The organism is Alsobacter sp., from assembly GCF_059501845.1.
Map to the genome: position 1 here is coordinate 332,978 of NZ_JCACDK010000001.1, position 25,958 is coordinate 358,935.

At 64.4% G+C, this 25,958-nt stretch carries 22 protein-coding genes; 11 read left to right on the forward strand and 11 right to left on the reverse strand.

Annotated features, from left to right (window positions below; translation table 11 throughout):
- Positions 1-21: 21 nt before the first annotated feature.
- Complete coding sequence (locus tag AC5JCN_RS01550) at positions 22-1,311, forward strand: putative glycosyltransferase family protein (RefSeq protein WP_495753242.1); 1,290 nt, start codon at positions 22-24, stop codon at positions 1,309-1,311.
- 267 nt (positions 1,312-1,578) lie between these two features.
- Complete coding sequence (locus AC5JCN_RS01555; protein ID WP_495753243.1) at positions 1,579-4,617, forward strand: hypothetical protein; 3,039 nt, start codon at positions 1,579-1,581, stop codon at positions 4,615-4,617.
- A gap of 227 nt (positions 4,618-4,844) precedes the next feature.
- On the opposite strand, the gene AC5JCN_RS01560 is transcribed toward AC5JCN_RS01555, so the two are convergent.
- Positions 4,845-5,426 carry a hypothetical protein gene (locus AC5JCN_RS01560; protein ID WP_495753244.1) on the reverse strand — a complete coding sequence of 194 codons (582 nt, stop codon included), beginning with the start codon at positions 5,424-5,426 and terminating at the stop codon, positions 4,845-4,847.
- A 491-nt stretch (positions 5,427-5,917) separates the two neighbouring features.
- Here AC5JCN_RS01560 and AC5JCN_RS01565 point away from each other — a divergent pair, with 491 nt between their 5' ends.
- Positions 5,918-7,063: a glycosyltransferase gene (locus tag AC5JCN_RS01565; RefSeq protein ID WP_495753245.1), complete on the forward strand. Its 1,146-nt coding sequence runs from the start codon at positions 5,918-5,920 to the stop codon at positions 7,061-7,063.
- A 458-nt stretch (positions 7,064-7,521) separates the two neighbouring features.
- Here the strand turns inward: AC5JCN_RS01565 and AC5JCN_RS01570 are convergent, their stop codons facing one another.
- Positions 7,522-8,364 carry a Hint domain-containing protein gene (locus AC5JCN_RS01570; protein WP_495753246.1) on the reverse strand — a complete coding sequence of 281 codons (843 nt, stop codon included), beginning with the start codon at positions 8,362-8,364 and terminating at the stop codon, positions 7,522-7,524.
- A 459-nt stretch (positions 8,365-8,823) separates the two neighbouring features.
- Here AC5JCN_RS01570 and AC5JCN_RS01575 point away from each other — a divergent pair, with 459 nt between their 5' ends.
- Positions 8,824-9,027 (forward strand): hypothetical protein, encoded by a 204-nt coding sequence (locus AC5JCN_RS01575; RefSeq protein WP_495753247.1) that lies wholly within the window; start codon positions 8,824-8,826, stop codon positions 9,025-9,027.
- A 23-nt stretch (positions 9,028-9,050) separates the two neighbouring features.
- Here AC5JCN_RS01575 and AC5JCN_RS01580 read toward each other — a convergent pair whose 3' ends face one another.
- Positions 9,051-10,751, reverse strand: a complete 1,701-nt coding sequence (locus AC5JCN_RS01580) for a dihydroxy-acid dehydratase (protein WP_495753248.1) — start codon at positions 10,749-10,751, stop codon at positions 9,051-9,053.
- An 82-nt stretch (positions 10,752-10,833) separates the two neighbouring features.
- Positions 10,834-11,586, reverse strand: coding sequence for a helix-turn-helix domain-containing protein (locus AC5JCN_RS01585; RefSeq protein ID WP_495753249.1), 753 nt, complete (start codon positions 11,584-11,586; stop codon positions 10,834-10,836).
- Positions 11,587-11,846: 260 nt separating this feature from the next.
- Here AC5JCN_RS01585 and AC5JCN_RS01590 point away from each other — a divergent pair, with 260 nt between their 5' ends.
- Positions 11,847-12,845 (forward strand): arginase family protein, encoded by a 999-nt coding sequence (locus tag AC5JCN_RS01590; protein WP_495753250.1) that lies wholly within the window; start codon positions 11,847-11,849, stop codon positions 12,843-12,845.
- Positions 12,846-12,920: 75 nt separating this feature from the next.
- Here AC5JCN_RS01590 and AC5JCN_RS01595 read toward each other — a convergent pair whose 3' ends face one another.
- The 4 genes from AC5JCN_RS01595 to AC5JCN_RS01610 all read right to left on the reverse strand — a co-directional run bounded on the left by AC5JCN_RS01595 (position 12,921) and on the right by AC5JCN_RS01610 (position 16,478).
- Positions 12,921-13,688 (reverse strand): amino acid ABC transporter ATP-binding protein, encoded by a 768-nt coding sequence (locus AC5JCN_RS01595; protein WP_495753251.1) that lies wholly within the window; start codon positions 13,686-13,688, stop codon positions 12,921-12,923.
- Complete coding sequence (locus AC5JCN_RS01600) at positions 13,685-14,515, reverse strand: amino acid ABC transporter permease (RefSeq protein ID WP_495753726.1); 831 nt, start codon at positions 14,513-14,515, stop codon at positions 13,685-13,687. Before AC5JCN_RS01600 ends, AC5JCN_RS01595 begins: the two co-directional genes overlap by 4 nt.
- A gap of 68 nt (positions 14,516-14,583) precedes the next feature.
- Positions 14,584-15,414, reverse strand: coding sequence for an ABC transporter substrate-binding protein (locus AC5JCN_RS01605; RefSeq protein ID WP_495753252.1), 831 nt, complete (start codon positions 15,412-15,414; stop codon positions 14,584-14,586).
- A 143-nt stretch (positions 15,415-15,557) separates the two neighbouring features.
- Positions 15,558-16,478, reverse strand: a complete 921-nt coding sequence (locus AC5JCN_RS01610; protein WP_495753253.1) for a polysaccharide deacetylase family protein — start codon at positions 16,476-16,478, stop codon at positions 15,558-15,560.
- Positions 16,479-16,627: 149 nt separating this feature from the next.
- Between AC5JCN_RS01610 and AC5JCN_RS01615 the strand changes: the two genes are divergently transcribed.
- The 5 genes from AC5JCN_RS01615 to AC5JCN_RS01635 all read left to right on the forward strand — a co-directional run bounded on the left by AC5JCN_RS01615 (position 16,628) and on the right by AC5JCN_RS01635 (position 22,391).
- Entirely contained in the window at positions 16,628-17,281 is a 654-nt protein-coding gene (locus AC5JCN_RS01615; protein WP_495753254.1) for a TetR/AcrR family transcriptional regulator, read from the forward strand.
- A 141-nt stretch (positions 17,282-17,422) separates the two neighbouring features.
- Complete coding sequence (locus AC5JCN_RS01620; RefSeq protein WP_495753255.1) at positions 17,423-18,427, forward strand: dimethylarginine dimethylaminohydrolase family protein; 1,005 nt, start codon at positions 17,423-17,425, stop codon at positions 18,425-18,427.
- Between the two features lie 10 nt (positions 18,428-18,437).
- The gene (locus AC5JCN_RS01625; protein ID WP_495753256.1) at positions 18,438-20,027 is read left to right on the forward strand and encodes a zinc-binding metallopeptidase family protein; all 1,590 of its coding nucleotides are present in this window, start codon (positions 18,438-18,440) and stop codon (positions 20,025-20,027) included.
- Complete coding sequence (locus AC5JCN_RS01630; protein ID WP_495753257.1) at positions 20,024-20,749, forward strand: nitroreductase; 726 nt, start codon at positions 20,024-20,026, stop codon at positions 20,747-20,749. The genes AC5JCN_RS01625 and AC5JCN_RS01630 overlap by 4 nt, the downstream gene beginning before the upstream one ends.
- Before the next feature lie 7 nt (positions 20,750-20,756).
- A complete protein-coding gene (locus tag AC5JCN_RS01635) occupies positions 20,757-22,391 on the forward strand; it encodes a thiamine pyrophosphate-dependent enzyme (protein ID WP_495753258.1) in 1,635 nt (544 codons plus the stop codon).
- A gap of 33 nt (positions 22,392-22,424) precedes the next feature.
- Here AC5JCN_RS01635 and AC5JCN_RS01640 read toward each other — a convergent pair whose 3' ends face one another.
- The 3 genes from AC5JCN_RS01640 to AC5JCN_RS01650 all read right to left on the reverse strand — a co-directional run bounded on the left by AC5JCN_RS01640 (position 22,425) and on the right by AC5JCN_RS01650 (position 24,946).
- Positions 22,425-22,874: a hypothetical protein gene (locus AC5JCN_RS01640; RefSeq protein ID WP_495753259.1), complete on the reverse strand. Its 450-nt coding sequence runs from the start codon at positions 22,872-22,874 to the stop codon at positions 22,425-22,427.
- Between the two features lie 10 nt (positions 22,875-22,884).
- Positions 22,885-23,805 (reverse strand): DMT family transporter, encoded by a 921-nt coding sequence (locus AC5JCN_RS01645; RefSeq protein WP_495753260.1) that lies wholly within the window; start codon positions 23,803-23,805, stop codon positions 22,885-22,887.
- 124 nt (positions 23,806-23,929) lie between these two features.
- Complete coding sequence (locus AC5JCN_RS01650; protein ID WP_495753261.1) at positions 23,930-24,946, reverse strand: dimethylarginine dimethylaminohydrolase family protein; 1,017 nt, start codon at positions 24,944-24,946, stop codon at positions 23,930-23,932.
- A 163-nt stretch (positions 24,947-25,109) separates the two neighbouring features.
- Here AC5JCN_RS01650 and AC5JCN_RS01655 point away from each other — a divergent pair, with 163 nt between their 5' ends.
- Positions 25,110-25,928 (forward strand): MBL fold metallo-hydrolase, encoded by an 819-nt coding sequence (locus AC5JCN_RS01655; RefSeq protein ID WP_495753262.1) that lies wholly within the window; start codon positions 25,110-25,112, stop codon positions 25,926-25,928.
- The last annotated feature ends 30 nt before the right edge of the window (positions 25,929-25,958 follow it).

The window sequence follows — 25,958 nt, forward strand, 5'->3', positions numbered from 1 at the left end:
TTGCTGGCTGAGGGTCTCCTGATGGAACATGAGAAGCGCGTAAGTGGCCAGGCGTGGTGTCTTGCTACCGCAGTCCTCACGGCCTTGCTGTTCGTGTTGGGCCACTTGCGCGGAATCGGATTGCCAGCCGACGCATGGGCGTACTGGCAGGGTGCCGTCAACATCGCGGAAGGTAACGGATACCGCTACTTTTCCGGTAATCCGATCATTGCATGGCCGCCTCTTTACAGCATTTACCTCGCTGCTTGGACCAAACTCCTGGGCCAAACCACGGCGGTTCTTGTCGCGGCGAACACTTTGCTATTGCTTGTTCAGGCGTATGGCTGGTGCTGGCTCTATCTTCTTCTGACCAAGGACTCCCGGACGCCTGCTCCCCTGATGGAGCGCGTTCAGGTTAGTCTCTTCATCGCGTTCGCAATCGTGCTGTTCCAGGCGAGCGCAATGGCGCAGAATCTGACAGGCACGTTTCTTCCATTCTTCCTTGGAGCGCTTTGGCTTTCACATCGCCGCGAAGGCCGGGCCAGTTGGCCCTCTCTGGCCGTCGCCATCCCCATCGGGACGGCAATGCTTCTGAGCCACAACTCCAGCATTGTAATGGTGAGCGCCGCAGCATGCACTCTGTTCTTCCTGGGGCGGGGAAAACTGGTCGATCGTTTCGCTGGCGGCGCTCTCCTTGTCGGCGTCCCCCTGCTGGCCTGGGTCGTCTGCCGGGCCTGGTTGGGGCAAGGCGGAAGCCACCCGTTCGTTGGAGGTCAATTTTCAGTTCCGATGACAGTTTATCAGGCCGGGGAGGCCATTGGACGGGTGCTTACAGCTCCCCAGATCGCGTACCCGGCGTTGCTGGTGCTGTTCTACATCGGGTTCTGCATTCTCCGTGAGCGCAAGAGGGACAGCCTGTTGTTCGCTGCAGTTTTCTGCGGCGTAGCTCTGGCACTTCTGATTTGTCTCTTCAGTTCGGTCTGGCTAAACGGGTCCATCGGTGAGACTCGGCATATTCTTTTCATTCCGCTACTCATCGTCCCATTGATGATGCACTTCACGGCTCTCAGTCAAAAACGTCTGTTTGCCGTCCTGATCATCCTGACTCTCCCGGTCTCCGTCAGCCGTTACGTCAAGTGGAACTTCCTCGACAAGGACGATCTGGTCCCATTGTCGGCGACCATAAGCCGGACCACGCCTCCCGGTACGGTCCAGGTTGTGGATGGTCTGCTCCTCGCTGGACCGAAAGCGTGGGAGGAACCCGCAGGCGGATACAGCAAGGACGGTGTCCCGCTTTGGGGACCTCACCAGCAACACATCGGCTCTCAATAGGCCGTGCTGGAACCGGTTTGCCCGTTGGTGCGCCGCTAAGCCCAGGTGAACATGATATCGCCGTCCGATATCCCGACATGTGTCGCTAACCCACGCGGGCGGGCGCGCGATGCGCGCACGGCCCCTTCATTCCTGCCCGCTGCATGCTGCGCTATCGTTCTGATGATCTGGCCGGGATGGCTGGGTCCACTCGCACTCGTCAGCGCTGCAGCCGCGAATTCCGACACGCGACGGGCAGCTGTTTGCAACCTGGACAGGGTGCGGGAGGTGAACAACCCCACCTCGGCCTCGATCGAACTCCAGGTTGTAAGCGTAGAGGCCCCACTGCCTTGTGAGGTCCCGGCGCCTGAGCCGCAAAGTCAGTACCAGGTTCTGAGTTCGGGCGAGGTGCTCTTTCAGATGGGACTGAGGGCGGGCGAATCCCGAGCCGTTAGCCTGCGCGCTATCGTGAGCAACGCCTTTCCTGTCCATGGCGCGGTCCAGATCAAGGAGACCCCGGACCAGATCACGGTCGCGAACGACCGTCTCGAGGTCGTGCTGCGAAAGTCGATGGATCTCTCGCACCCTTTGCCCCCGGTGCGCTCCATCTCTCCACGCTCCGGCAGCGTGGTGCTCAACGGCACCATCGGGGCTGGCGAGTTCGACCGCCATTTCGATCCGACCGGAAACTCACGCCCAAAGCTGACGGCCTACTCGCTCACGGTCCTCGAGAAGGGGCCCCTACTGACACGGCTGCGCGCCACCTTCTCGTTCTCGCACCCGGCCATGCGCTATGGCGAAGACCAGATCGTTTTCCCTCCCGACGAGAACGGTTTTGCTTCCCAGATCATTGAGCTTAGAGCCGGTGTCAACGCTGTCTTCTTTGAAGAAGAAAGCAATTACAACTGGGTCAACGGATACGAGGTCGTCGGTCTCGACATGAACCAACTTCGTTATCGGGGGCATCACGCCGACGACGTTGCAGCGGGTTATACAATCCAGAACGGTGAGAAGATTGTCTATGAGAGCTGTTGCGGTGACACTGAGGAGCATGTCGACGCAACGCGCGACCTGACCGAGCCTCTCGCCGCAGACGACTATAACAGGAATCCGTTTGTACAGATCTGGAACCCCTGGAGCGTCAATGGAGGGCGCTTTGTCATTGCGCGAGATGGAAGCGGCCACAGTACCAACTGGGTCGCTGCCATTGGCGGAGCAGCTGGCCGGGTGTCGGGTGCGGGCTTCAGCGGCGTCAAATTCGTGGGATTGGGGCGACATGCCCAGCTATTGTACCTAGCCAATGGCAGGGGCCCCGACGCGTCGATCTACCGGCACATCCGGTATCCCTGGGCATTGTCGATTGGTGCTGAGCCCATTACGCCGGCTAATGTCACGCCCGAAGCCGGCCTGATCCAGAACCAGCAGATCAATTTTCCGCTCACAAAGCTACTGCAGTGGTTGCCAGAGTCAGACACGGAAATGTTTTCTTCAAGCGGCATGTACTTGCAACCCGCACAGCAGGATCGCCTGTCGAACAGACTTCGCAACGACGCGCTCTTCGCGCGCCGAATGGGGGACCGCGAACCCGCATCCCGCAATTTACTACAGCTTATCGCAGGGGACGGCACCGAACAGGCCCAGAAGGTTTACAGCGACGTGACAACAACTCATCGGGACATGCTCGATGCGTTCTGGCAAAGGAATGGAGTTTACGAAAACAAGTATATGTACTGGATGGGTGCGCTCGCTATTCGTGGCCTCACGCCCGGTGCTACAATCGCGGTCAAGAGCCTCGGCCTTTCAGCTGAAAAGAAGAGGCGCATCTATCAGGCAATGGTGTTCTTCGGTTACTTAATGCTGGATAACGACTTCGTTCCCTTGCATGACGGTGCTGACGTGGGCATGGGTACTGCAAACATGCCTCTTCAGTATATAAGTCAGCGGGACGGGTTGCTGCTGACGTTGCTCGGCAATCGAGGTATTCGGAACCGCTTCAATCCCGAAACACTGACATCCCGCCTTCGCGAGAGGCTAGCCGCCTATGTGAGCGACACGGGAGCTTCGCGCGGGAGTCCCCACTATACCTCTGCCGGCGTTGTTCCCACTCTTAATCTGTGCCAGCAGGCACGCGTCGCAAATCTGGGCGATTGCGCCCGCTCAGATCCCAGGGTGCCGCCCCTGGGCCGCTTCATGCTCGATCTGGTCACTCCGCCTGAAGTCCGTTTCGGGGGCAAAAGAAAGCTCGTCACGTTCGGCGATGGACCGACGGAAGCCTCCGAGATTCTCGGCCAACTCGCTACAATGCTTGCCGAAGCGCAACCGGACTTGTCGAGACAATTGATGGCGGCATGGACGTCGATAGGCGAACCGTTCAGCGACTTCTATCAATCCTCAATCCTGAAGATCGACCAGTCCTTACCGCGGCTTGGTCCCAAGCTGCACGACGCGACCTATCCCGACTATCTGTCGGTCATGCGGTCTGGCTTCGGAACCGAAGCTGAAACTGCGCTTTGGTTCCTGCACGGAGACTTCTTTCACGACCATCGCAGCGCTGACCAAGGTGCACCCATCATGTATCTGATGGGAGTGCCGGCATCGGTCTCGTGGGGCAGCATGTACTCGCCGCGCGTGAGTTCCTCGCTTCTTGCGAACACAATTACGATGGCGGCTGATGCAAAGTGGGACGGTTCGTCAGGACTGCTGCCGGCCCTGGCCGACGTCGGCTATGCGTACCCGACGCACGATGTGACTGGTGTCACAGGGGATGAACGGGCTAGGGCAACAGCCACCTTTCAGATCACCGACACGACGACCTGGTCGCGCACGGTCGAGCTGGACCGCGCTGTTGCCGACAGGCCCATCGTCGTCATCAGAGATACATTCAACGGACCGGACGCGGCAGCCGAAAAGATACTCAACCTGAACCTCATGGCCAGGGGTGGTGTGGCAACGCCGAGCGGGGTCAAGACACCTCCGGATGGCGGGAAGGCTGCCTCCTCAACAGATTTCTTTCCGCTTCCTGCAGGCTGGAACCGTTTTGAATTCAAGGGTCAGTGGGGGGTAGACTACGTTCTGCTTGTCGAGTCTGAAGCGAACGCGCGTTTCCAGCTTGGCAGCTTCAAGCATTCCTGGGCACCGGGACGGGAATGGGATGAATTCAAAGAGGCGACCGGGCGGGATTTCGAGGAAGCGCAATACCAGTTTCGGATCTGGTCGAAGTCGAGTTCCCGGCTTGTCTTGGTGCCCTACAGATCCGCAGGGGTAAAGCCTGTTGTCGAAATCGAGGGCCGAAGGTTGACTGTTGATAGTCGGTCCATCGATCCTTAGCGCCGCCGAGTTAAGCCTCGAGCGGAAGAATGGGCGCCACCCGTTTGCCGTTGCGGACGCATGCTGGCAATACACGGTGCGGGCGCATGTGCTGCCGACACTTGCTCTAGAGCTTGAGTTCGCTCGTTAGCTTCTGTCGTATCGGCGCTTCCATGAAGGACGTGGCCCATAGCGCATCCCGCCACTCGGGTGAGCAGAGTGCACCATCATTTCCCAATATCAGATGTCTAGCGTGAGACCCGGCGCGCGGCGCGCACTATGCGAAGTCCAGCTGTGACTGCCAGCTTTTCGGCAGGATGCCTGAACGACTTGAACTCTGAGTAGAAAAAGGACTTCCGGGGCGTCATCCCCCCCTGAAGTCCGCTCACAAATCCGCCCGCCTGTCCGGTCAGGTTCTTCGTAGTCGCAAAGATCTTTCCATCTTCGCCTATACTGTAAACCCCAAACAAAAAGTCCAGGGGGTAGCCCTTACTGATGCAATAATTCAGCGAGTTTTCAATTCCATCAAACGCATTCTTTGTCATAATAAGACAGTGGCACAGCGAGTTATGGGTTATCCGAACGAGTCTGACCTTCTGGAATGGCTGCTCGACGCAGTCCAACCGATGGAGACAAAGGAGATCCCAGTCTGTCCTGTCCACATGGACCGAAACCTCATCCCACAACTGACTAAAATTGGCCCTGAACTTGATGTCGTCCTCAAAGATGGCGACGCGGTCCCAGGCATTTTCCCGAGCCAGCTGGATTGCGCGCTGCACGGCGTCGATGAGGCTGACCAACTTCCCGCCATCTGGTCCGTAGGCTTCCATCCTGGGATCAGACATATCGATCCGCCGCGGTTGGACGACTATTGGATGATGTACGCCGACGCTTCGGAGCCGTGCTTCGAAGTGGGCCGTCCTTTCCGGATTCCATTCTTGCGAGTGAATGACAGCGTACCCCGCACAAAGCTCACCGAAGATCATGTGTGGTACCCAGCTGCCAAACCATCCTATGCCAACTTAATATAGGACATGATTTATGTAAAGCGGTTGCGCGGAAACGTGCTTCATCGAAGCGAGCTTTCCAAGCTGTTTATTGTGAGAGAGAAACGTGTAGCGGTCTCCGTGGAAGCAATCGCGCAGTGAACGAGACTGTTCCTACAACGCTTCCGGCGAGGACCGCCAAAGCGCCTAAACCTCGAGAGCGACGCCCATGTTAGCCTTGTCGTCGATAAGAACTTTAATTAAAATGAGGGCTAGGCTATTAAGCGGGGTGACTGTGACTGAACGCTCCTCTGCTGGAGCAAAGGAGGGGGACAATGCGCGCAGCAGATGGTTTTGGGCTGTTGGAGCGCGCACGGCCAGCCGTGCTTGCCGCAGAGCCTCCTGTTATTTCCGTAATCATCCCCACCTTCAACGAGCGCGAAAATGTCGAAATAGTCGCCCGGAAGGTTCACGAAGCGCTTGACGGTTACGCACACGAGATCGTCTTCGTTGACGACGACTCGACCGACGGCACTCTGGACGTTCTGCGGGAATTAACCCTGCGCGATCCCTTGGTTAGGCGAATCCACCGGATCAAGCGGCGGGGCCTGTCTTCAGCCGTAGTGGAAGGGATGTGCAGCACCACGGCGCCATACGTCGCCGTCATGGATGCAGATCTGCAGCATGACGAAGAAATACTGCGCGTCATGCTGGAGGAGATCAGCAGGGGTGATTGCGATGTCGTTGTCGGATCACGTTACGTTCCGGGCGGAGGAATTGGTGACTGGGACAAGTCACGGGCGAGGATGAGTTCGATTGCCACGCTGCTCGCCGGCACTGTGATGCGGTCAGAGTGCTCAGACCCCATGAGTGGTTTTTTCCTGATAACCCGAGACGCAATAGATCAAAGTGTCCGAAATCTTTCCGGGCAAGGATATAAGATCCTTCTAGATCTGTGCGCTTCCAGTAAGGCGCCATTACGGATCAAGGAAGTTCCATATCAGTTTCGAGCTAGGCAGTACGGCGCAAGTAAGCTCGACAGCCTTGTAATTTGGCAGTATTTTATGTTGCTTGCCGACAAGGCTGTTGGCCACGTTATCCCCGCCCGATTTCTTTCCTTTGCGGTCATCGGGGGCGCTGGCGTATTCGTACACATGACGGTCCTCTCGGCCCTCATGGCCGGGCAGATCGGCTTTCAGGCTGCCCAATCGGCCGCAACTCTGGTTGCGCTTGTATTCAACTTCTTCGTCAATAACGAGTTGACCTACTCGGATAGACGCCTGAAGGGCCTTTGGCCGGTAACAAAGGGCCTGTTGAGTTTCGCAGCTGCATGCTCATTGGGCGCTGTAGCGAATGTAGGTATTGCCGGCTACCTCTTCGCCGATCGGGATTATCGGTGGTGGTTGGCTGGCATTGCAGGCATCCTCGTTGGCGCCGTCTGGAATTTCGCCGCCACGTCAGTGGTGACCTGGCGGAAGTGAGACCTTTGTTGGTTTATCGTGGCGCCGTCGCGCTCCTCGACTGCTTGCCTGCTCGCCAAAGTCACTGGTGCTGCTTGAGGCGGTTATCGCCAAGGCCGGCTCGCTTCTGACGAAGCAAGCCCGAGCTTGGGGGGCACACATCAAGTCTCGCCGGGATCCGGCCTCGACCGCGGCCTCCGCCCGAGGATAATCGACGACCCTACCGGGTGGGATCGATAGTTTCGATTCAAGTGCGCCTGCGCCAGGACAAAATCGTCCGGCGCCGGCCGCCATCGAGCAAATTAAACCGCGCGCGAAACGGCGCCTTTGACCGATTCAGGCACGGCTACGGCACGTATTGCGACGCCCGGACAACTTGTCTGTGCTGGATCCCGTCCGGAGGATTACTCTATTCTCGATCGGCGGGCTCGGCCCCGCACGACTGACGGACGGGTTCCGACCAGACCGGTCGCTCTCGCCTAGAGAGCTCGCGATGCCCGCGCCACCACGTCGTCGCAGATCCGGTGAATCGGGTCGCGCAGATCGGCGAGGGGGTAGACCGACGCTCTCACGAGGCCACGGATTTCCTCGCGAAGGCCATTGTAGGACAGCCGGGCGGCGTATGGAATGACGGCGCGACGCTGCTCGGCACCGTAAAGCCGTGTGTAATCCGCTGCATTGTCGAAGCCGTCGCGCGTCTGATGAGCTTCGACGAGAAGCGTCTCCACCGGAAGACCATTCGCCAGGATTACCCGGTGATCCTCCAACTCGACGTGATAGACGGTATAGGTCTCGCCGCGTGGCGCTTCGCTGATGATGCTGCGGCCGTTGACCAGAGTGTCGGCATTGATGAGATAGCCGGCCACATAGATCCCGTGAGCGGGCGTCAGCCAGACGTCCCGGCTGGGAACTCCGTCCTCAATCGCGCCGGCATTGATCCGGACGAGGCGCTGCTCGGCTTCCCACGACGCGCCCTGCTTCGATACGGTTTGGCGGCCAATCCACTTGATCGGGCGGTACGAGCCGTCAGCTGTTTCGAGAAGGTCTCCGATCCCAAGGTCCTGGACAGGCTTCTCACCCTCTCGGGTGGCAATCATTGTGCCTTCGAGAAGGCAGTTGCCGCTTCCGCCAGGCTGCGTTCCGCCCTTTGGAGGCTTCGGCCTGATGATTTTGTCGAGATTGAATTCGCCGGCCTGGGCACGCGACATCAGCATCAGCGGTGCCGTCGCGGCGGCGCCAGCGAGCACGCGCAGCAATCGCCGCCGCGCGTTTGAGGTGCAGTATCCGGTGGGTGTCGTGCGGTCCATCAGGGTGCCCTGCATCAAATCAATGTGTCAAACTATGGGCACGGGTGTTCAATAAAGGCAAGAGGTAAAATTAAAGAGCTTGTTACACGTTATCGACGTGAAATGGTCGGACTGACCGTGGCCTTATCTGCGTTAAGCTGGCACAAAGGGGAAATAGTTAACAATAGATTAAGTTTCAGCTTGGCGGCGTGGTTCAGAGTCAGTTGGGGCATGCGGGCAGGTTGGTGCCGGGCAATCCTGCAATCCACAGCAATTCATTCCCGCTTCCGAGTCCTGATTTTGCCGCCGCCCTCCTGTTTTCCGGGGACGCCGCCAAACCTGGGGTGGTTTGCTCTGTCGCGTCAGAGCGAGGCGGAAACCGCGAGCGAACGACTCGTGCGTTCAGCAGATGCTATTCGGGAGGTGGCCGCCCTGGCGGGGGTTCGTGTTTTCCCGACTGTCGCTTTGCGCGGCAATGGCGGATCACTATGGGCCATGGACCCGCAGCGACTCTCCGACGACGCCCTCCTTGCCCTTGCTCACTCGGTGTGCCGGAGGGAGCTGATCGCGCTGCTGCTCGAGATCCGCGCCGATATGATCAGCGACGAGCCCTGCAGCGACGAGGTCGAGCAGGCGTTCCGGCGCGTGTGCATGCGCCTCGACATCTCCCTGCACGACCTTGAACGATCGATGCACTGAGCGACAACGCCGGTCACACCGGCTCAGCGCAGGAAATCGAAGTCGCAGCCTTCGTCTGCCTGCAGAATGTGGTCGGCGTAGAGCCTGGCGTAGCCGCGCTCGGGGCGGGGGCGGGCGGGGCGGCGTTCGCCGGCGCGGCTCGCAAGCTCTTCACCGGAGACGAGGAGCTCGATGCGGCGCTCGGCGACGCTGAGCCGGATGCGATCCCCGTTGCGCACGAGGCCGAGCGGGCCGCCTGATGCAGCGTCGGGTGCGACGTGGAGCACGATGGTGCCATAGGCGGTGCCGCTCATGCGCGCGTCTGAGATCCGCACCATGTCCTTCACGCCCGTCCGGGCCAGCTTTCCCGGAATGGGCAGGTAACCGGCTTCCGGCATGGCGGCCTCGCTGGCGGGGCCGGCATTCTGCAGCACCAGGAAATCGTCCGGGTTCACGTCGAGCGCGGGATCGTCGATCCGCGCCGCCAGGTCGGCCAGCGAGGAGAACACGACAGCGCGGCCTTCGCGCTCGAAGAGACGCGGATCGGCAGCCGAGCGCTTCAGGATGGCTCCCCGCGGCGCGAGATTGCCGAACAGGGCGACGAGACCGCCTTTCGCGTCCACGGGTGCATCGAGCGTGGCGATGATGGAGCGGTCCACCCAGTCAGGCGCGGCGTCGATGCGCTCGCCGAGCGTTTCGCCGGTCACCGTCCGGCAGTCGAGGTGCAGCAGGCTTCGCATCTCGCGGAGCAGGGCCGGCACGCCACCGGCGGCATGGAAATCCTCCATGTAGCCGCTGCCGGTCGGCTTCAGGTCGACCAGCACCGGCGTGCTTTCGCTGAGTGCGTTGAAGAGGTCGAAATCGATGCGATGGCCGACGCGCCCGGCAAGGGCGGCGAGGTGCACCATGGCATTTGTCGATCCTCCGACCGCCAGCAGAACGCGCAGTGCGTTCTCGAAGGCACGTGGCGTCAGGATCCTGTCCGGGCGGCGGTCGCTGCCGATCAGCGCGACAGCGGCCCGCCCCGTCTCCTCCGCGATGCGCAGGCGGTCGGCGTCGACGGCCGGCACGGTCGCTGCTCCGGACGGCATCATACCCAGCGCTTCGGCGAGCACCGCCATCGTACTCGCGGTTCCCATCACGGCGCAGGTTCCGGCGGTCGAGGCGAGCCTGCGCTCCACCTTCGAGATACCCTCCGCATCCACCTCTCCGGCGCGGAACTTCGCCCAGTAGCGGCGGCAGTCCGTGCAGGCGCCGAGTCTCTCGCCTTCGTGGCGGCTCGTGGACATGGGCCCGGTCACCAGCTGGATCGCCGGCAGGCCGGCTGATGCCGCACCCATGAGTTGCGCCGGAACCGTCTTGTCGCATCCGCCGACGAGCACCACCGCGTCCATCGGCTGGGCGCGGATCATCTCTTCCACGTCCATGGCCATGAGGTTGCGGAACTTCAGGCTGGTGGGGCTGAGGAACACCTCGCCGAGCGAGATGGTCGGAAATTCGATGGGCAGCGCCCCGGCCGCAAGGACACCCCGCTTCACCGCCTCGACGAGGTCGGGCACGTAGCGATGACAGTTGTTGAAGCCGCTGGCGGAGTGCGCAATGCCGACGATGGGCCGGTCCATCATCTCCCGGCTGTAGCCCATCGAGCTGGCGAAGGAGCGGCGGAGATACAGGCTGAAACCGCTGTCGCCGTAATTCGTCAGGCCCCGGCCGAAGCCGTGGGGTCCCTTGCCGTTCCTGGTCACGCGCGCACTCCCGCCGGACCCTCGCCTGGGGTCCCTGCGCCCAGTTTCGACGGGGCGACCGCGCGCCGCAAGCCTTGCGGCGTCAGAGTCGCTGCATGGCTTCGCTGCCGAGAGAGAGACCCTTCATCCAGTGCTCCTGGTCGTCATCATCGAGCAACCGGCGATAGGGCGCCTGGGTTTCGAGCTCAGCCAGGCTGGCGATGGTGACGGTCTGGCCGTCAAACTTCACGCCGTGCTTCTGCAGCACCGCAATGCTGCGCGACAGACTCTCGGGCGACATGCCCAGCAAGGCCGCGATCTGCCGACGCTGGAGCGAGAGTGCGATCGTCTGGCTGTCAGGACCGTTCTGCACGGTCTGGCGCAGCAGCCAACGCGCGAAGCGCTCCAGGGAGGTGCTGAAGCGGGCCTCCAGCAGGTCGGAAACCAGCACCCGGCTCGTGCCCGCCAGACAATCGATGATGCCACGAGCCACGGAGGGATACTCCGTTATCCACTGCCGCAGCTTGTCGTCGGGGATCATGGCGATGCGGGAGCGCCGCAGCGTCCTGGCCGAGAGGAGGCAGGGCGCATCCGACAGCACGCACGGCAAGGGGAACAGAAAGCCGGGAGTTCCCAGAAGCACTGTAGAGGCCGCTCCGCCCTGCGCGGCCCCGAGCTCCACCTCACCCGAGAGAATGGCATAGAGGAACCTGCTGCGTGTGTTCTGGCGGTAGAGCACGGTCTCCGGGGGAAAGTTGTTGATCATCACGGAGGCGGAAACCCGTTCGGCCGCATTGTCGTCGAGTCCCGAAAAGAGCGGGACGGCGCGGAGCTCGGGAAACGTGAACTGGGTCATGGTTTGCCTCGATCGGGGTCGGCCGCGCCCGGAGCGCCGCACCGCTGTCAGCCTGCAAAGGCCATTGTGAACCAGCGACAGCGCTACTCTGCATTGTCTTATATCAATCTGCATAACGTTTGCACAGCAGGGAAGTTGTGCACTTGCAGTTGTCTTTGCCGGTGTTTGCTTTGCCCGGCATCCACTGCGCCTCCGCCCTCCCGGTATTCTCCAGCTGCCTTTTCAGGAGCATTCTGTGGTCGGAAGAAGGGAGCTTGGGAATGAGCGAGACCGACTGGGACGCCGCGAGGCAGTCCATGGGGCGCTGGTACTGGTGGGGCGTGCCCACTTTTTTCCGGTGCCCGCACGAGGAGGATCCCGCCGCGGCGGACATCGCGGTCCTCGGCGTACCCCACAGTTCCGGGAACGGCTCGACGGAGCGCGACCAGCATCTCGGTCCGCGCGCGGTGCGCCACGTCTCGGCGCTCTACCGCCGGGGACACGGACGCTTCGGCCTCGCACCCTGGGATGTCTGCAGGATCGTCGATGCCGGCGACGTTCCGCTGCCGGAAGCGATGGTCAACGACATCAGCGTGCAGCACATCGAGGAGTATGCGAAGCGCTTCGACAGGGCAGGCACCCGTATCGTCGCCATCGGCGGCGATCACTCGATCACGGGGCCGCTGCTCAAAGCGGTTGCCGGTACGGGCAGCCGGCTCACGAAGGGGCGGCCCGTCGCCCTCGTTCACTTCGACTCGCACACCGACACCTACCATCACCTGCCGCACTGGCTGGGAAGCAGGCGGTCGGCAGCGCACTGGGGCAGCTACACGGTCATGGAAGGCCATGTCGATCCGACCCGCTCCACGCAGATCGGGATCAGGCCGAATGTGGGCACGCCCGGCTCCCGGCACGCGAGCGAGGAACTCGGCTACCGCATCATCGGCATGGACGAGTACGAGGAGATCGGATGGAAAGCCGCGGCTGCAGCCATCCGGGATCGGATCGGCGACGCCCCGGTCTACGTGACGTTCGACCTCGACTCGCTCGATCCCGCTGACGCGCCGGGCGTTTCCAACATCGAGCCGGGCTATGCCGGGTTGCGCTGTGCCGACGCGATCCGGATCCTGCAATCGCTTCGCGGACTCGACATCGTCGGCGGCGACGTGGTGTGCCTGATGCCCACGAAGGACAGCCCCAATCAGATCACCGCCATGAATGCCTCGGTGATCATGTTCGAGATGATCAGCCTGATGGCGGACAGGATGTCTGCGCGCTGAGGCTTCGCGGCCAACGCCCCGCGTCACCCGGGGCTGCCGCCGCTCTGTGGCTGCGGGCCTGGAGGGGAGAGTGGCTCACCGCCCCAGCACGGAGCTCAGGAAGTTTCTGGTCCGCGCCTCGCGCGGGCTAGCCATCAACTCGCCGGGCCTGCCCATTTCGACGATCTGTCCCTCGTCCATGAAGATGACGCGATTGCCGACCTCGCGGGCAAAGCCCAATTCGTGGGTCACGACGATCATGGTCATGCCGGAGGTCGCGAGGTCGCGCATGACCTTGAGCACCTCGCCGACGAGTTCGGGATCGAGCGCCGAGGTCGGCTCGTCGAAGAGCATCAGCTTGGGCTGCATCGCAAGCGCGCGGGCAATGGCGACGCGCTGCTGCTGCCCGCCCGACAGTTCCGACGGGTAGGCGTTCGCCTTGTGCGCGAGGCCGACCCTGTCGAGCAGCGCCATGGCCGTGGCCTTGGCGTCGGCGGGCCTTTGCCGGAGCACCTGCACGGGACCTTCGGTGACGTTCTGCAGCGCGGTCATGTGCGGAAAGAGGTTGAAGCGCTGGAACACCATGCCGGTGACACGGCGCTGGCGCGAGATCTCCGCCTCGCTCAGCGGATGCAGTGCATCGCCCTGGCGCCGGTAACCGGTGAGTTCGCCCGCCACCCACAGGGCGCCGGAATCGATCGTCTCCAGCTGGTTGATGCAGCGCAGGAACGTGGTCTTGCCCGAGCCGGAGGGCCCGATGATGCAGGCGACCTCGCCCGTGGTGACGTCGAGCGTGACGTCCTTCAGCGCGGCGACATGGCCGAACTTCTTTCCCACGCGCAGTGCCGACACGATGGCGGTCATCGGCGCGCGTTCGTGCTGGCGAAGCCGCGGCCGAAGCGGCGCTCGATGAGGCTCTGGCCGATGCTGAGCACGGTCACCACCACGAGGTACCAGAGCGCGGCGACGATCAGCAGCTCCATCACCTTGGCGTTGGCGTAGTAGATGTCCTGCGCGTTGTGCAGCAGGTCGGAGAATCCGATGATGCTGGCCAGCGAGGTGATCTTGATCAGGCCGATGAACTCGTTGCCCAGCGGCGGGACGACCACGCGCATGGCCTGGGGCAGGATGATCCGTCGAAGCGCGGTCATGCGCGACATGCCGATGGCCTTGGCGGCCTCGTACTGTCCGGCATCCACCGACAGCAGGCCGGCCCTGACGATCTCGGAAATGTAGGCACCCTCGTTGAGGCCAAGGCCGAGCAGCGTCGCGACCACCGGCGTGATGACATAGACGGTCTTCACGTCCCACACGCCGGGGATGCCGAGGCGGGGGAAGACCAGCGCCAGGTTGAACCAGATCAGCAGCTGCAGGATCACCGGCGTGCCGCGAAACAGCCAGGCGTAGAAGATGGAGGCGCCGCGCAGGATCGGGTTCGGCGATCCCCGCGCCACGGCGAAGGCGACGCCGAGGACGATGCCGAGCGCCATCGCCGCGCAGGACATCCAGATCGTGTTGACGAGGCCCCACAGGATCGTCGGCCACACGATGTATTCGCGGACCGTGACCCAGTCGATCTGGCCGACGGCGAAGGCACGGACGAGGAAGACGGCAAAGGCGAGAATGAGCACCATGGCCGCGAGGCGGCCATAGTGCTTGGGCTTCACGTGGCGCAGGGTCGCGATGTCGATGTCGTCCCGGTGCGCCGATTGCTCGACGACCGGGACGGTACGGCTCCCCTGCACCGACGGCGCTGCCGTCACGGTTGGGGGCCCTCATTGATCGACAGCTTGGGATAGGCGCTGAGGTCCAGCTTCCACTTCTTGATCGCCGCGTCGTAGCGCCCGTCGGCGATCACCTTCTTGAGGGCCGCGTAGACCGCGTCGCGCAGCTGGGTGTCGCTCTTGTTGAAGGCGATGCCCATCAGCGTCGACGAAATCGGCTCGCCGAGCGGACGATAGGTGCCGGCCTCCATCTGGATGATGGTGGGCACGGCCTCGAGGCCCTGCACGCCGGCGACGGCGCGGTCCTGCTTGATGTTGCTGAGCTGCTGGCCGAGGTCGGTGTCCACGATGACGGTGATCGGCTCCTTGCCGGCGCAGATCTTCTCGCTGTAGGCCTTCACCGTGTCGGGATAGCTGGTGCCGCGCGTCGTCGTGATCGTCTTGCCGCACAGGTCGGCGTGCGTCTTGAGGTCCTTCAGGCTTTCCAGCGTGTAGAACTGCGCGCCGGCCTTCAGATAATCGATGAAGTCGAAGATCGCACGGCGCTTCGGCGTGTCGTAGAAGCCGCTCATGATCATGTCGACGCGGCCCGACTGGAGCGACGGCGTCATGTTCTCGAAGGCGCCGTCCTGCCACTCGACCTTGACGCCGAGTTCCTTGGCGATCTCGTTGACCATGTCGATGTCGAAACCGACGACCTCGTTGGTCTTGGGGTCGCGGAACTCGAGAGGCGGATAGCCGACATTCTGCGCCACGCGCAGGGTCTTGGTCTTGGCCATCTCCGGCGGTAGTTCCTGCGCCAGAGCAACAGCCGGGGCCAGCAGGCACAACGCCACCGCCAGGCTCCTCAAACGGGTACGAGACATCACACTATCCCCTCTCTCCGGTGTGTCGGGATCCTCTCCGGGATCCCTGGAAACTCACGCGGGACGGCCGCCCTGGTTCCCGGCCCGCCTTGCCCCGCTTCCGCACCACGTCCCGTCAGGCAAGGAACGGGCCGCAGTCGCGCTCAAGTCTTTGGCCGCGCGACCTGCGGCACGGGCTCCGGCCAGAAGGGCACCTTCTCCACCTGCGGCGACCACTCGCCACGGTCGACCAGTCCCTGGATGTGCGCGGCGATCTCCGCCATCGTCGCGAACCACACGCCGCCCTTGCCCTGCATGTGTTCGATCAGCTCGACCATGGCATGCGCCCGGGCCAGGCGCCCGGACACGAAGGGGTGCCAGATGGCGGCCCACAATCCACCGTACTCCCACGCCGCGTCGAATTCCGCCTGGAAGACGTCCATCGCTCGCTGCGGCGACTGGATCGTCATGCCCATGTTGAACTCTTTCATGTTCACATATTGCGGCCAGTCGTCGAGCGTGTGGTCCGACGGCAATTCTACGAGCCTGCGTCCCTTTTCGTCCTCCATCAGGTAGGGCACGTCATCGCCGCCGAGCGAGGCGTCGTAGGTGAAGCCGTGGTCGATCAGGAGGCCGATCGTGTGTGCCGACGTGGCGCCCGAGGGACACCGGTACCCGGCGGGCGGCTTTCCAGTGACTTTCTCGATGGCCCGGATGCCCGCCTCCAGAACTTTCAACTCGTCGTCGCGGGTGAGCTGGTTGGGGCGCTCGTGCAAATAGCCGTGATGGCCCAGTTCATGCCCGTGCGACACGAGGAGCTCCGCCGCGTCGGGGTAGGTTTCCACGCACCAGCCCGGGACGAAGACGGTCTGCTTGATGCCGAAATGGCGCCAGATCTCGACGATGCGGGGGATGGCGACCTTCGGCCCGTAGCGCAGGCTGGAGGAGAGGTTGATGCGGCGCGCGGCATCATCGGGGTAGTAGAGGTGAAGGAGGCTTTCCGCGTCGAAATCGAAGCAGAAGCAGACGGCACAGCGTGCCCCGCCGGGCCAGGGGGGAGGGTTTTTCACTAGCTTCAGACCCATGCCCGGGTGCTCCCCCTGACGTCTCTCCGGGTGATCTTTGCGGGGCGGGGGTGTAGCGTCAACGCCAAATTTGGAGCGGAGTCCAAGTTGGGGCATGAGCGGTCGGTCGTTGGAATTGCCACGGATTCGCGGAGCCGGACCGGAGACCCATGAACAGCGAGAGCCTAAGAGAGAAGCACAGGAGAAAGCGCGCTGCCCAAGTTCTGGACGCGGCGGAGGCGCTCTTCGCCGAGCAGGGCTATGAGGCGACGCGCATCGAGGAGATCGCGGAGACCGCGTCCGTCGCGCCGCAGACGGTCTACAACTACTTCTCGACGAAGCCGAACCTGCTCATGGAACTCGCCCTGCGCCACGTCCAGGCGTCGATCCCCGAGCGGCGCGCCTACATGGCCAAGCTGCCCGCCGACCCGCGCGAGGGCATCAACGGCTTCGAGCACCTGCTTGCTCGGCAGGCCATGCGCCACCTCTCCCGCGAATGCTGGCGCATCATCCTGTCGGCGCAATATCTCGAGCCGGGCGGCCGCGCCCATCGCACCGGCATGCGGCTGAACATGCTGATCAGGCGCCAATATGTGCGGCTCCTCAGGATCTACCAGGCGCAGGGCGGACTGGATCCCGCCGTGGATGCAGCTGTCCTGGCCGAACTCATCGTCGGCATCACCACCTGGAATTTCTCCCGGTTCATCGCGGCGACGTCGATGTCGATCGAGGATCACCTGGCGCTGAGCCGGCCGCATCTCGACCTGATCCTCGCCGGCATGACCGCTCCCGCCGGGCAACCCCGGATCCGCGCCATCGAATGAAATTTGGAGTGGACTCCACGTTTCGGTTGCCGCGCCCGCCTGGGCTTTCTACGCTGGCTCGAGGACGGCGGTGCGGCCGGCCCGGGACCTCTGGCAGCAAGGTCCCTGCATTTGCCGCGCCAGAGCGACGGAGGCCTGGTCATGGGCGCCTTGACTGAGAACGAGTGGCGCTACAACCAGCTCATCAAGCAGTTCCCCTCCGAGCCCGAGCCCGCCTTCGAGGACGAGCACCAGCAGACGACCTGGTGGGGCCGGAAATGGGGCTGCACCACCGATGTCGGACGGCTGCGGGTGGTGCTGATGCACCGGCCGGGCTCGGAAGTGCTCGTCGTCGACACGGCCAAGAGGCTGGACAACAACGCCTTCGGCGACGTGCAGGCCGGCTGGTACTGGCGCGGCACGGAGGGTCCCGACCTCGCGGCCATGCAGGCGCAACACGACGCCTACGTGGCCGTTCTGAAGGCCGAGGGGGTCGAGGTCGTCTATCTCGACGAAGCCGCGCCCGGGCGCATGAAGTCCTGCTACACGCGCGATGCCGTGGTCGGGGTCGGAGGCGGCGCCCTCATCATGCGGCTGGGTCCCCGCATCCGCCGCGGGGAGGAACTTCCGGCGACGCGCACCCTTGCCCGCCTCGGCTGCCCGATCCTGCGCACGATTTCCGGCACCGGAGTAGCCGAGGGGGGCAGCTTCGCCTGGATCAACAGCAGGACTGCGGTAATCGGCCTGTCCTCCCGCGTCAACGAGGAGGGCGCGCTGCAGGTGGAGGAGGTGCTGCGCTCGCAGGGCGTCGAACTGCTGAAGGTGCACCTGACCGGCTACCGGCTCCACATCGACGGGCTCTTCGTGATGATCGCGCCCGACCTCGCGCTCGCCAGCATCACGCTGCTGCCCTTCTGGTTCCTGCAGAAGCTGAAGGACCTCGGCATCCGGCTGATCGAACTGCATCACGAGGACGACGGCGCTATCATCAACTCGCTCGCAGTCGCGCCGGGGCGGGTCATTATGCCAGAGGGCGTGTCCGGATACACGATGGACAGGCTCGCGCTGCACGGCGTCGAGGTGATCACGGTGCCCTACGACAAGATGATCTCCGGCGGAGGCGGGCTGCATTGCTCGACGGCGCCGCTGGTGCGCGACGATCCGTGAGGGCCGACCGATGAGCACGGACAGCGGCTTCACCGAGGCACAGGCGACGGCGCTGGCATGGTTTGACCGGAACCGCGCCGCCTTCTCAGCCGACCACATGACGATCTGGAATTTCCACGAGCCGTCCTGGCGGGAGTACAGATCCTCCCAATGGTATGTGGACCGGCTCCGCCGGGAAGGGTTCACGGTGGAGCAGGGCACGGCGGGAATGCCGACGGCCTTTCGCGCCCGCTGGTCGAACGGACCCGGGCCGGTCATCGCCGGCTATGCCGAGTATGACGCGGTCCCGGGTCAGTCGCAGGCGCCGGTGCCCTACCGCAAGCCGCGCGATGGCGTGAGCGCGCGCGCGGCCGGTCATACGGATCCGCATTCCGCGCTCGGGATGGGATCGCTGGCGGGCTTCCTGTCGGCCAAGGCCGCGATGGAGGCGCACGGCATCGGCGGTACGCTTGTCTATTTCGGCGAGCCTGCGGAGAAGATGTGCGGAGCAAAGCCCGTCCACGCCGCGCACGGTTTCTATGACGGGCTGGATGCGGCGATCAGCTTTCACCCGCACTCGTTTCCCGCGCTCACCAATGGCTGCTTCTGGGACACGACGAGCGCGCCCTACTGGAGCCGCATCTACACGTTCGAGTGCGAGAACCCCGAGACGTGGCAGGCCCACATCGGTGCCGGTGCGGTGACCCACGCCCACGCCATCGCGCGGGCCCCGGGTGCCATCGACGCCGTCTGCCTGATGTACACGAACTCCAAGATGATGAAGGAGTCGATGCTGCCGCACGCGGGCAGCTGGACGCTCAACGAGTTCATTCCGATCGCCGGGCAGGCGGCCGCCGACAACATCGCGCCCGGCATCGGGCAGATCCAGTACTCGATGCGCGGCCCGACGCTCGCCATGTGCGAGACGGTCTTCGACGTGCTCGACCGCAACGCCGACCATATCGCGGCGATGACCCACTGCGCGGTGACGAAGGCGTGGATCACCAAGACCCGTGCCGGGCTGCCGAACCACGTCATGGCCGAGGTGACCTACCGCAATTTCGAGCGGCTGGGTGCGCCTGCCTGGGGTGAGGAGGCGAAGGCCTTCGCACGAGACCTCCAGGCGTCCCTCGAGATGACGCCGATGCCCGAGCCGTTCTTCGACGGGCTGACGGAACTCACGCCGCCCTGGGAGGCCGAGAAGGCGTTCCGCTCGCAGCTGCCGCCCTGGCAGATGAACTACGCCGCCGACGACTATGTCGACTACACGTGGCACGCGCCGACGGTCCGCCTCTACGTGGCCCGTCCGACGCTGCAGCCCCCCGCTCCCGGCGTGCGCTATCCGGAATGGGTGCGCCACGCCATGGGCGGCGTGCCGGCCTGCATAGACCCGATGTGGATGCGGGCGGCCGAGGTGATCTCGACCACCATCGTCGACCTCCTCACAAAGCCGGAATGGCTGGCGAAGGCAAAGGCCGAGTTCGAGGAGCGCACGGGGGGCGGGATCGGCGGAACGAAGTGGGTCGCGCCGCTGCTGCCGCCCGACTTCGAGGCGCCGATCGGCTATCGTTGGCCGGAATACGTGGTCACGCCCCGCGGCGAGGAGTGGACGGTGCCGTGAGTCGCAAGACTGAGGGAGCCGTGTATTCGGGCGAGCCGGCCCGCACCGTGTCGGAGGCCGTGGCGACCCGCCGCTCGATCCGCGCCTTCCTGCCGGAAGCGCCGCCGCCGGGCGAAGTGGAGCGGCTCCTGAGGCTCGCCGCGCGCGCTCCCTCTGGTGGCAATCTGCAACCCTCGTTCGTGCACGTGCTGGAGGGAGCGCGCCTCGATACGCTGAAGGCGCTGATGGCGCGCCGTTGCGCTGAGGATCCGGAAGGAGAGCCGATGAGCTACTCCTTCTATCCGGAACGCCTCCCCGACGCTTATTGGCAGCGACGCGTGCGCAATGGCGAGATCCTCTACGGGGCGCTCGGGATCGACCGGAAGGACAAGGCGGCGCGGCTGGCCTGGATCCACGAGAACTTCCAGTTCTTCGGCGCGCCCATGGGCCTGCTCTTCTTCATGGAAAAGGGCTTCGGCCAGTCGCAGTGGATGGACCTCGGCATCTATCTTCAGACGGTCATGCTCCTGCTGCGCGAGGCTGGCCTCGACAGCTGTCCGCAGGCAGACTGGGCCCTGTTCGAGCGAACTGTCTGTGAGCATCTCGGCGTGCCCGGCAACCTGACGCTGATCTGCGGAATGTGCGTCGGCTACCGCGATCCCGCCGCCCCGATCAACATAGCCACGACGGAGAGGGATGATCCGGTCCTGATCCTCGGCGGAAATCCGGGCCCGGACCAGTGAGGCTAACGTGAGCGACGTTCCTTTCACGCCGAGGACCGGCGGTGACGCCGTGGTGGCCGCCCTCGCCATGCAGGGCGTCGACACCGTTTTCGGTCTGCCGGGCGTTCAGCTCGACGGCCTCTTCAACGCGTTTCACGACGGCGGCAACGCCCTCAGGATCATCAACGCCCGCCACGAGCAGGGTGTCGCCTACATGGCTCTCGGCTATGCCCACGCGACGGGACGACCCGGCGTCTACGCTTGCGTGCCGGGCCCCGGCCTGCTCAACACGGGAGCCGCGCTCTCCACCGCCTATGCCGGCGGCGTCCCCGTCGTGGCTCTGATCGGCCAGATCCCCACACGGTTCATCGGCGAGGGCGGCGGGGAGCTGCACGAGTTGCCGGACCAGACGGGGATCATCGCCCGGCTGACGCGGTGGAATGGCATCGCCATGGCGCCCGACGAGGTTAGTCCTGTGATGAACGAGGCCTTCGCCCGCCTCGCTGCGGGGCCGGGACCGGTCGCGGTGGAACTCCCCGCCGACGTGCTCAAGGCGGGGCTCTTGCCGGAAGCGGCAACTCAAACGCCCGGCCCTGTGCCGGTGCCTTTCCCGGGCGAGAACGACATCGAACAGGCGGCCCGGATCATCGCCGCGGCGCGAACGCCACTGATCGTCGTCGGCGGAGGAGCCATCGGCGCAGTCGCAGAGGTCAACGTGTTGTCGGCCCGTCTCGAGGCTCCGGTGCTCAGCCATCTGCAGGGCAGGGGGATTGTCGACAGCGCGAGCCCATACTCCGTCGGTCGTGCCGAGGGTGCCCGGCTGTGGCCCTCCGCCGATGTCATCGTCGCGATCGGCACGCGTTTCAACTCGCCCCGCAAGGCATGGCGGCTGCGGCCCGGGCAGAAGGTCGTGCGCATCGACATCGACGCCGCGCAGTTCGGGCGCGGCGCGGCGCCGGATGCCGCCCTGCACGGCGACGCCCGCGCTGTGACGGCCGCACTGCTGGCCCGGCTCCCGGCAGCGCCGTCGCGTCCTTCGCGCCGCGAGGAGATGCGGCGGCTGAAAGCCGACATCGCCTCGGTGTTCAACAGAAGTCTCGGCCCGCAGATGGCCTATGTCCGCGCCCTCAGATCCGCGCTGCCGCCCGAGGCGACGATCGTTTGCGACTACACGCAGGTCGCCTACGTCGCGACGGCGGCCTTCGACGTGCACGAGCCCCGCCGCCTGGTCACGCCCGGCTACCAGGGCACGCTGGGCTTCGCCTACGCCACAGCGCTCGGTGCAAAGGTCGGGCGGCCCGACCACCCGGCTGTGGCCCTGTGCGGGGATGGCGGCTTCCTGTTCACCGGTAACGAGCTGGCCACCGCAGCGCAGCACGGCATCGCGGCCATTGCGGTCGTCTTCAGCGACGGCGCCTACGGGAACGTCCGACGCATGCAGGAGGACCTCTATGGCGGCCGTGTGGTTGCGTCGGAGCTGCGCAATCCGGACTTCGTGAAGTATGCCGAGGCCTTCGGCGTGGCCGCGCGCCGTGCTGAGGGACCTGCCGGTCTCTCCGAGGCCCTGCGGTGGGCGCAGGCGGAGAGGGGGCCGACGCTCATCGAGGTGCCGGTCGGCAAGATGCCCGATCCCTGGGACCTGCTGGAGCCGGTCCTCGACTGAGGAGGGGCGGGGCGGCATGTGCCGCCCTCGCGCTCACTGGTGGTCGTAGGGATCGCCCTTAGTGACGTAGGGGACCACGGACACCTTCCCCGATCCGTCCACGGTAAACCCGCGCACGCCGGCGTATGAGATGCCGTTCTCCTCGAGCAGCTTCTGCGCGGCGTCTTCCTTGCCAGCCGGGACGTAGACGAAGAAGTGCCTGACGTGGGTGGGCGTATCGTTGTCGGTGGCCTCCGAAGCCGCCTTCAGCCAGGGCACCCGCGCGGGGTCGACCTCCATCTCGACTTCGCCGATCTCGCGCGTGCGGCCGGTGCGGTCCACGATGTGGATATCGGGATAGTGCTCGCCCATCGGGGTCGGGATTGGCTTCGTCTTCACCGGGGCGTTGGTGAGCGTCACGTATCCGTCGGGCCATGTCGTCTGGCCGGGGAAGGGGAAGCGCGTCTTCGAGATGTGCTGGACGACGTCGTCGTGCGTGCTCATGGAAGTCCTTTCAGGGTGAGGAAGGGGCGGGCCGCGCCGCTTGCGCGGCCAACTCGCGGCGGTGCTCGGCGAAGACCATCAGCACGCCCGACGCGACGACCAGAGCCGCGCCGGCATAGGCGCGCGTCTCCGGGACGTCGCCGAATGCGAGGTAGCCCAGCAGGAAGGCAACGAGGATGGAGCTGTACTCCAGCGTCGCCAGCACAGGCGCCGGCACCCGGCTCGCGGCCTCGTAGAGCGTGAACTGCGCCCCGGCGCCGATGATGCCGGCGACGGCCATCCAGCCGATATCGGCCGGGCGGCTTTGCATCGGCCCCGACAGGAAGCCGAGCGCCGCCCCCGCGACCAGGATGGTGTTGGACCACGTCATCTGCACGAGCGCGCTCTCCTGCTGCGCCTGCCAGCGCAGCATGACGAGCGCGCCCGCCCAGCACACCGAAGCGAGCAGCGCGATGGCGACGCCGGCCGAGAGCTCGAAATGCGCCAGCCCGCTGGCCAGCGCCACCCCGCCGAAGCCGGCCGCGACCGCCAGCCATTGCGCCCAGGTGAGGCGCTCGCCCAGGATCGGACCCGAAACGAACGAAACGATCGCCGGCGACAGAAAGTAGATGATCGTCAGCGTTCCCAGCGGCAGGGTCCGCGCCGCGAGCGCGAAGCAGAACCATCCGCCGAGCATCAGCACGCCGCGAAGCATCAGCTGCTTCTTGATCGGGGTCGCGAGGGACTGGCGCAGCAGCGGCCCGCGCCCGATTGCCAGCCCGAGCAGCAACGCCGTCATGCTGCGGACCATGATCACCTCCCAGACCGGGAGTGTCATGACGAGCTTCTTCGTCACCGTGTCCTGCAGCGGAAAGCACACATTGGCGCACAGGACCAGCAGCGTGGCGGCGATCAGGCCGCCCGTGACGCCCGGCCGGGCCGAGGGAGGCATGAGGGGTCCTTTCGGTCGCCTTCAGCAGGGTCCTGTCCTCCGCAGCGCGATATCCGCCTGAACTTGGAGTCCACTCCAACAATGTCTCTTGGGTCGGTGCGCCGCGTCAAGCGCAGCCGGTACGTCAGACGGGATCGCGGGCGAGCGGCGCGGTCGAGCAGTGGATGCCGCCGCCGCCAAGCTCCACGCAGTCATAGTCGAGCGTCAGGACCGTGATGCCGGCCTTGTCGAGGCGATCCGCGAGGCGGGGGGTGCGAGAGGTATGCATAATCACCCGGCCCGGAGCCACGGCGAGGCAGTTCAGAGAGAAGCCGTTGTCGTCGGGCGGCAGCTCGATCATGCGGATCTTGCGGCGCTGCAGTTCCTCGATGAAGGGAAACGGCAGTTCATTGATGTTCACGATGGCGGTGTCGACGTCGATCATGACGAAGGCGCCGTCGATGTGGATCCGGTAGCCCGGCATCGGCACCTTGATCAGCTCCACGCCGAGGAGGTTCATCGCCGCCTCGACCTGCCTGACACCTTCCGGATTGCACGCGACGCTCACCGAGCAGACGGCGGTTTTCTCGTCGAGGTGCGCGAAGCCGCCGCCCTCGAACACCGAGTCCCCGTGCAGCGTGGACAGGATGGGGCATCCGGCCTGTGCCAGTGCACGCGTCACCGGCAATTCCTCGCCCCGCCGCACCTTGCGGGCGAGCCTCGTGACGATGGCACCGCCCTTTACTCCGATCACGCTGTCGCGTGTGTAGACCTGCTTCATGCGTCCTGGGGCGGCCTCGCCGACATAGATGACGTCGACACCCTCGGCACGCAGCATCGCCGCGAGCTGGTCGTGGCCGGCCTGCATTGCCGCGAGATCGGGCAGGGTCCTGCCCATCCAGTACCATCCGCTGTCGGGGTCGCCGAAGCCGCCGATCTCGGGAATGGGCTTGTCCTTTACCACCGACAGCTCTTCACCCGGCCGGTGCATGAGGACGGCCCTGAGCCGCCCGACATCGCTGGTGCAACCCCACGGGCGGCCCCAGACCGCTGTCTGCTCCTCTGGGGTCTCGAAGCGCGGCTCGGGGACCGAGCCGAAGATCTTGAAGAAGCTGTTCTCGCGGTACTCGTGTTCGCTCATCGCCGGCGTGTGATGGGTCACCGCGTCCTCCTCGGGGCAAACGTTCCGGAGCAGACCGGCGTGCGGCCAGACGGCACAGAAGCAGTTTGGAGTTGACTATACATGCGCCGTGCCAACGCTAGCGAGGCTTGCGCCTTTCTCCCACTCGCAGCGTGGGTGGAGCACGGATTGCACTGGAGGGACGATGACTGACCCTTTGCCTGTCGCTGATCCCTGGTTCACCTGCAGCGAGGTGGAAAACGGGATCTACGTCCTCACCGAGCCGCATGTCGCGCGGCTCTACCGGGCCAACCTCTACCTCGTGAAGGGCACCACCCATGACCTCCTGGTCGATACCGGCATGGGCATCGGCGACCTGAGGGCCACGATCGCCCCGCTCGTCGACAAACCCCTGCTGCTGTTCACCACGCACACGCATCTCGACCACATCGGCGGCCACTCCGGGTTTCGGGACGTCGAGATCCTGATCCATCATATCGAGGCGCCCAGCCTGCAAGCACCGGACTTCCCGACGGGGCTCAGCTATGCCGGCTTTTCGGAGACGCAGCGGGCCGCCTACCGCGCGGCCGGGTTCGACACCAGCGGCTGGCTCGTGAACGCGGTGCCCTCTGAAGGGTACGACCTCGACGGGTACACCGTGCACGGCGTCGAGCCGACCAGGCTGGTGGGGGAGGGCGACGTGCTCGACATCGGCGGACGGGTGTTCGACGTCATGCACCTGCCCGGCCATTCCCCCGGGGGCGTCGCTCTCTGGGAGAAGAAGACCGGCCTCTTCATCGCGGGCGACGTCATCTATGACGGGCTGATCATCGACACCACGCCGGACGCCAGCATTCCAGACTATCTCGCGACGATGGAACGGCTGCGCAGCCTGCCGGTGAACCTCGTCCTGGGTGGGCACCGCGAGCCGTTCGGCCGGCAGCGGATGCTCGAGATCATCGACGACTACGTCGAGAGCCGCACCACCGGCCGTGCGCCGCCGCCGCCGCGGGCCTCCTTCTGAAGAGCCGGGCGCCAGGCGGCGCCCGGACCA

Bases quoted from the DNA above. Each gene is read 5' to 3' on its own strand.
- AC5JCN_RS01550 (WP_495753242.1), top strand. From the start codon at position 22: ATGGAACATGAGAAGCGCGTAAGTGGCCAGGCGTGGTGTCTTGCTACC.
- AC5JCN_RS01560 (WP_495753244.1), bottom strand. From the start codon at position 5,426: ATGGAAGCCTACGGACCAGATGGCGGGAAGTTGGTCAGCCTCATCGAC.
- AC5JCN_RS01565 (WP_495753245.1), top strand. From the start codon at position 5,918: ATGCGCGCAGCAGATGGTTTTGGGCTGTTGGAGCGCGCACGGCCAGCC.
- AC5JCN_RS01570 (WP_495753246.1), bottom strand. From the start codon at position 8,364: ATGCAGGGCACCCTGATGGACCGCACGACACCCACCGGATACTGCACC.
- AC5JCN_RS01575 (WP_495753247.1), top strand. From the start codon at position 8,824: ATGGACCCGCAGCGACTCTCCGACGACGCCCTCCTTGCCCTTGCTCAC.
- AC5JCN_RS01585 (WP_495753249.1), bottom strand. From the start codon at position 11,586: ATGACCCAGTTCACGTTTCCCGAGCTCCGCGCCGTCCCGCTCTTTTCG.
- AC5JCN_RS01590 (WP_495753250.1), top strand. From the start codon at position 11,847: ATGAGCGAGACCGACTGGGACGCCGCGAGGCAGTCCATGGGGCGCTGG.
- AC5JCN_RS01595 (WP_495753251.1), bottom strand. From the start codon at position 13,688: ATGACCGCCATCGTGTCGGCACTGCGCGTGGGAAAGAAGTTCGGCCAT.
- AC5JCN_RS01605 (WP_495753252.1), bottom strand. From the start codon at position 15,414: ATGTCTCGTACCCGTTTGAGGAGCCTGGCGGTGGCGTTGTGCCTGCTG.
- AC5JCN_RS01610 (WP_495753253.1), bottom strand. From the start codon at position 16,478: ATGGGTCTGAAGCTAGTGAAAAACCCTCCCCCCTGGCCCGGCGGGGCA.
- AC5JCN_RS01615 (WP_495753254.1), top strand. From the start codon at position 16,628: ATGAACAGCGAGAGCCTAAGAGAGAAGCACAGGAGAAAGCGCGCTGCC.
- AC5JCN_RS01620 (WP_495753255.1), top strand. From the start codon at position 17,423: ATGGGCGCCTTGACTGAGAACGAGTGGCGCTACAACCAGCTCATCAAG.
- AC5JCN_RS01625 (WP_495753256.1), top strand. From the start codon at position 18,438: ATGAGCACGGACAGCGGCTTCACCGAGGCACAGGCGACGGCGCTGGCA.
- AC5JCN_RS01640 (WP_495753259.1), bottom strand. From the start codon at position 22,874: ATGAGCACGCACGACGACGTCGTCCAGCACATCTCGAAGACGCGCTTC.
- AC5JCN_RS01645 (WP_495753260.1), bottom strand. From the start codon at position 23,805: ATGCCTCCCTCGGCCCGGCCGGGCGTCACGGGCGGCCTGATCGCCGCC.
- AC5JCN_RS01655 (WP_495753262.1), top strand. From the start codon at position 25,110: ATGACTGACCCTTTGCCTGTCGCTGATCCCTGGTTCACCTGCAGCGAG.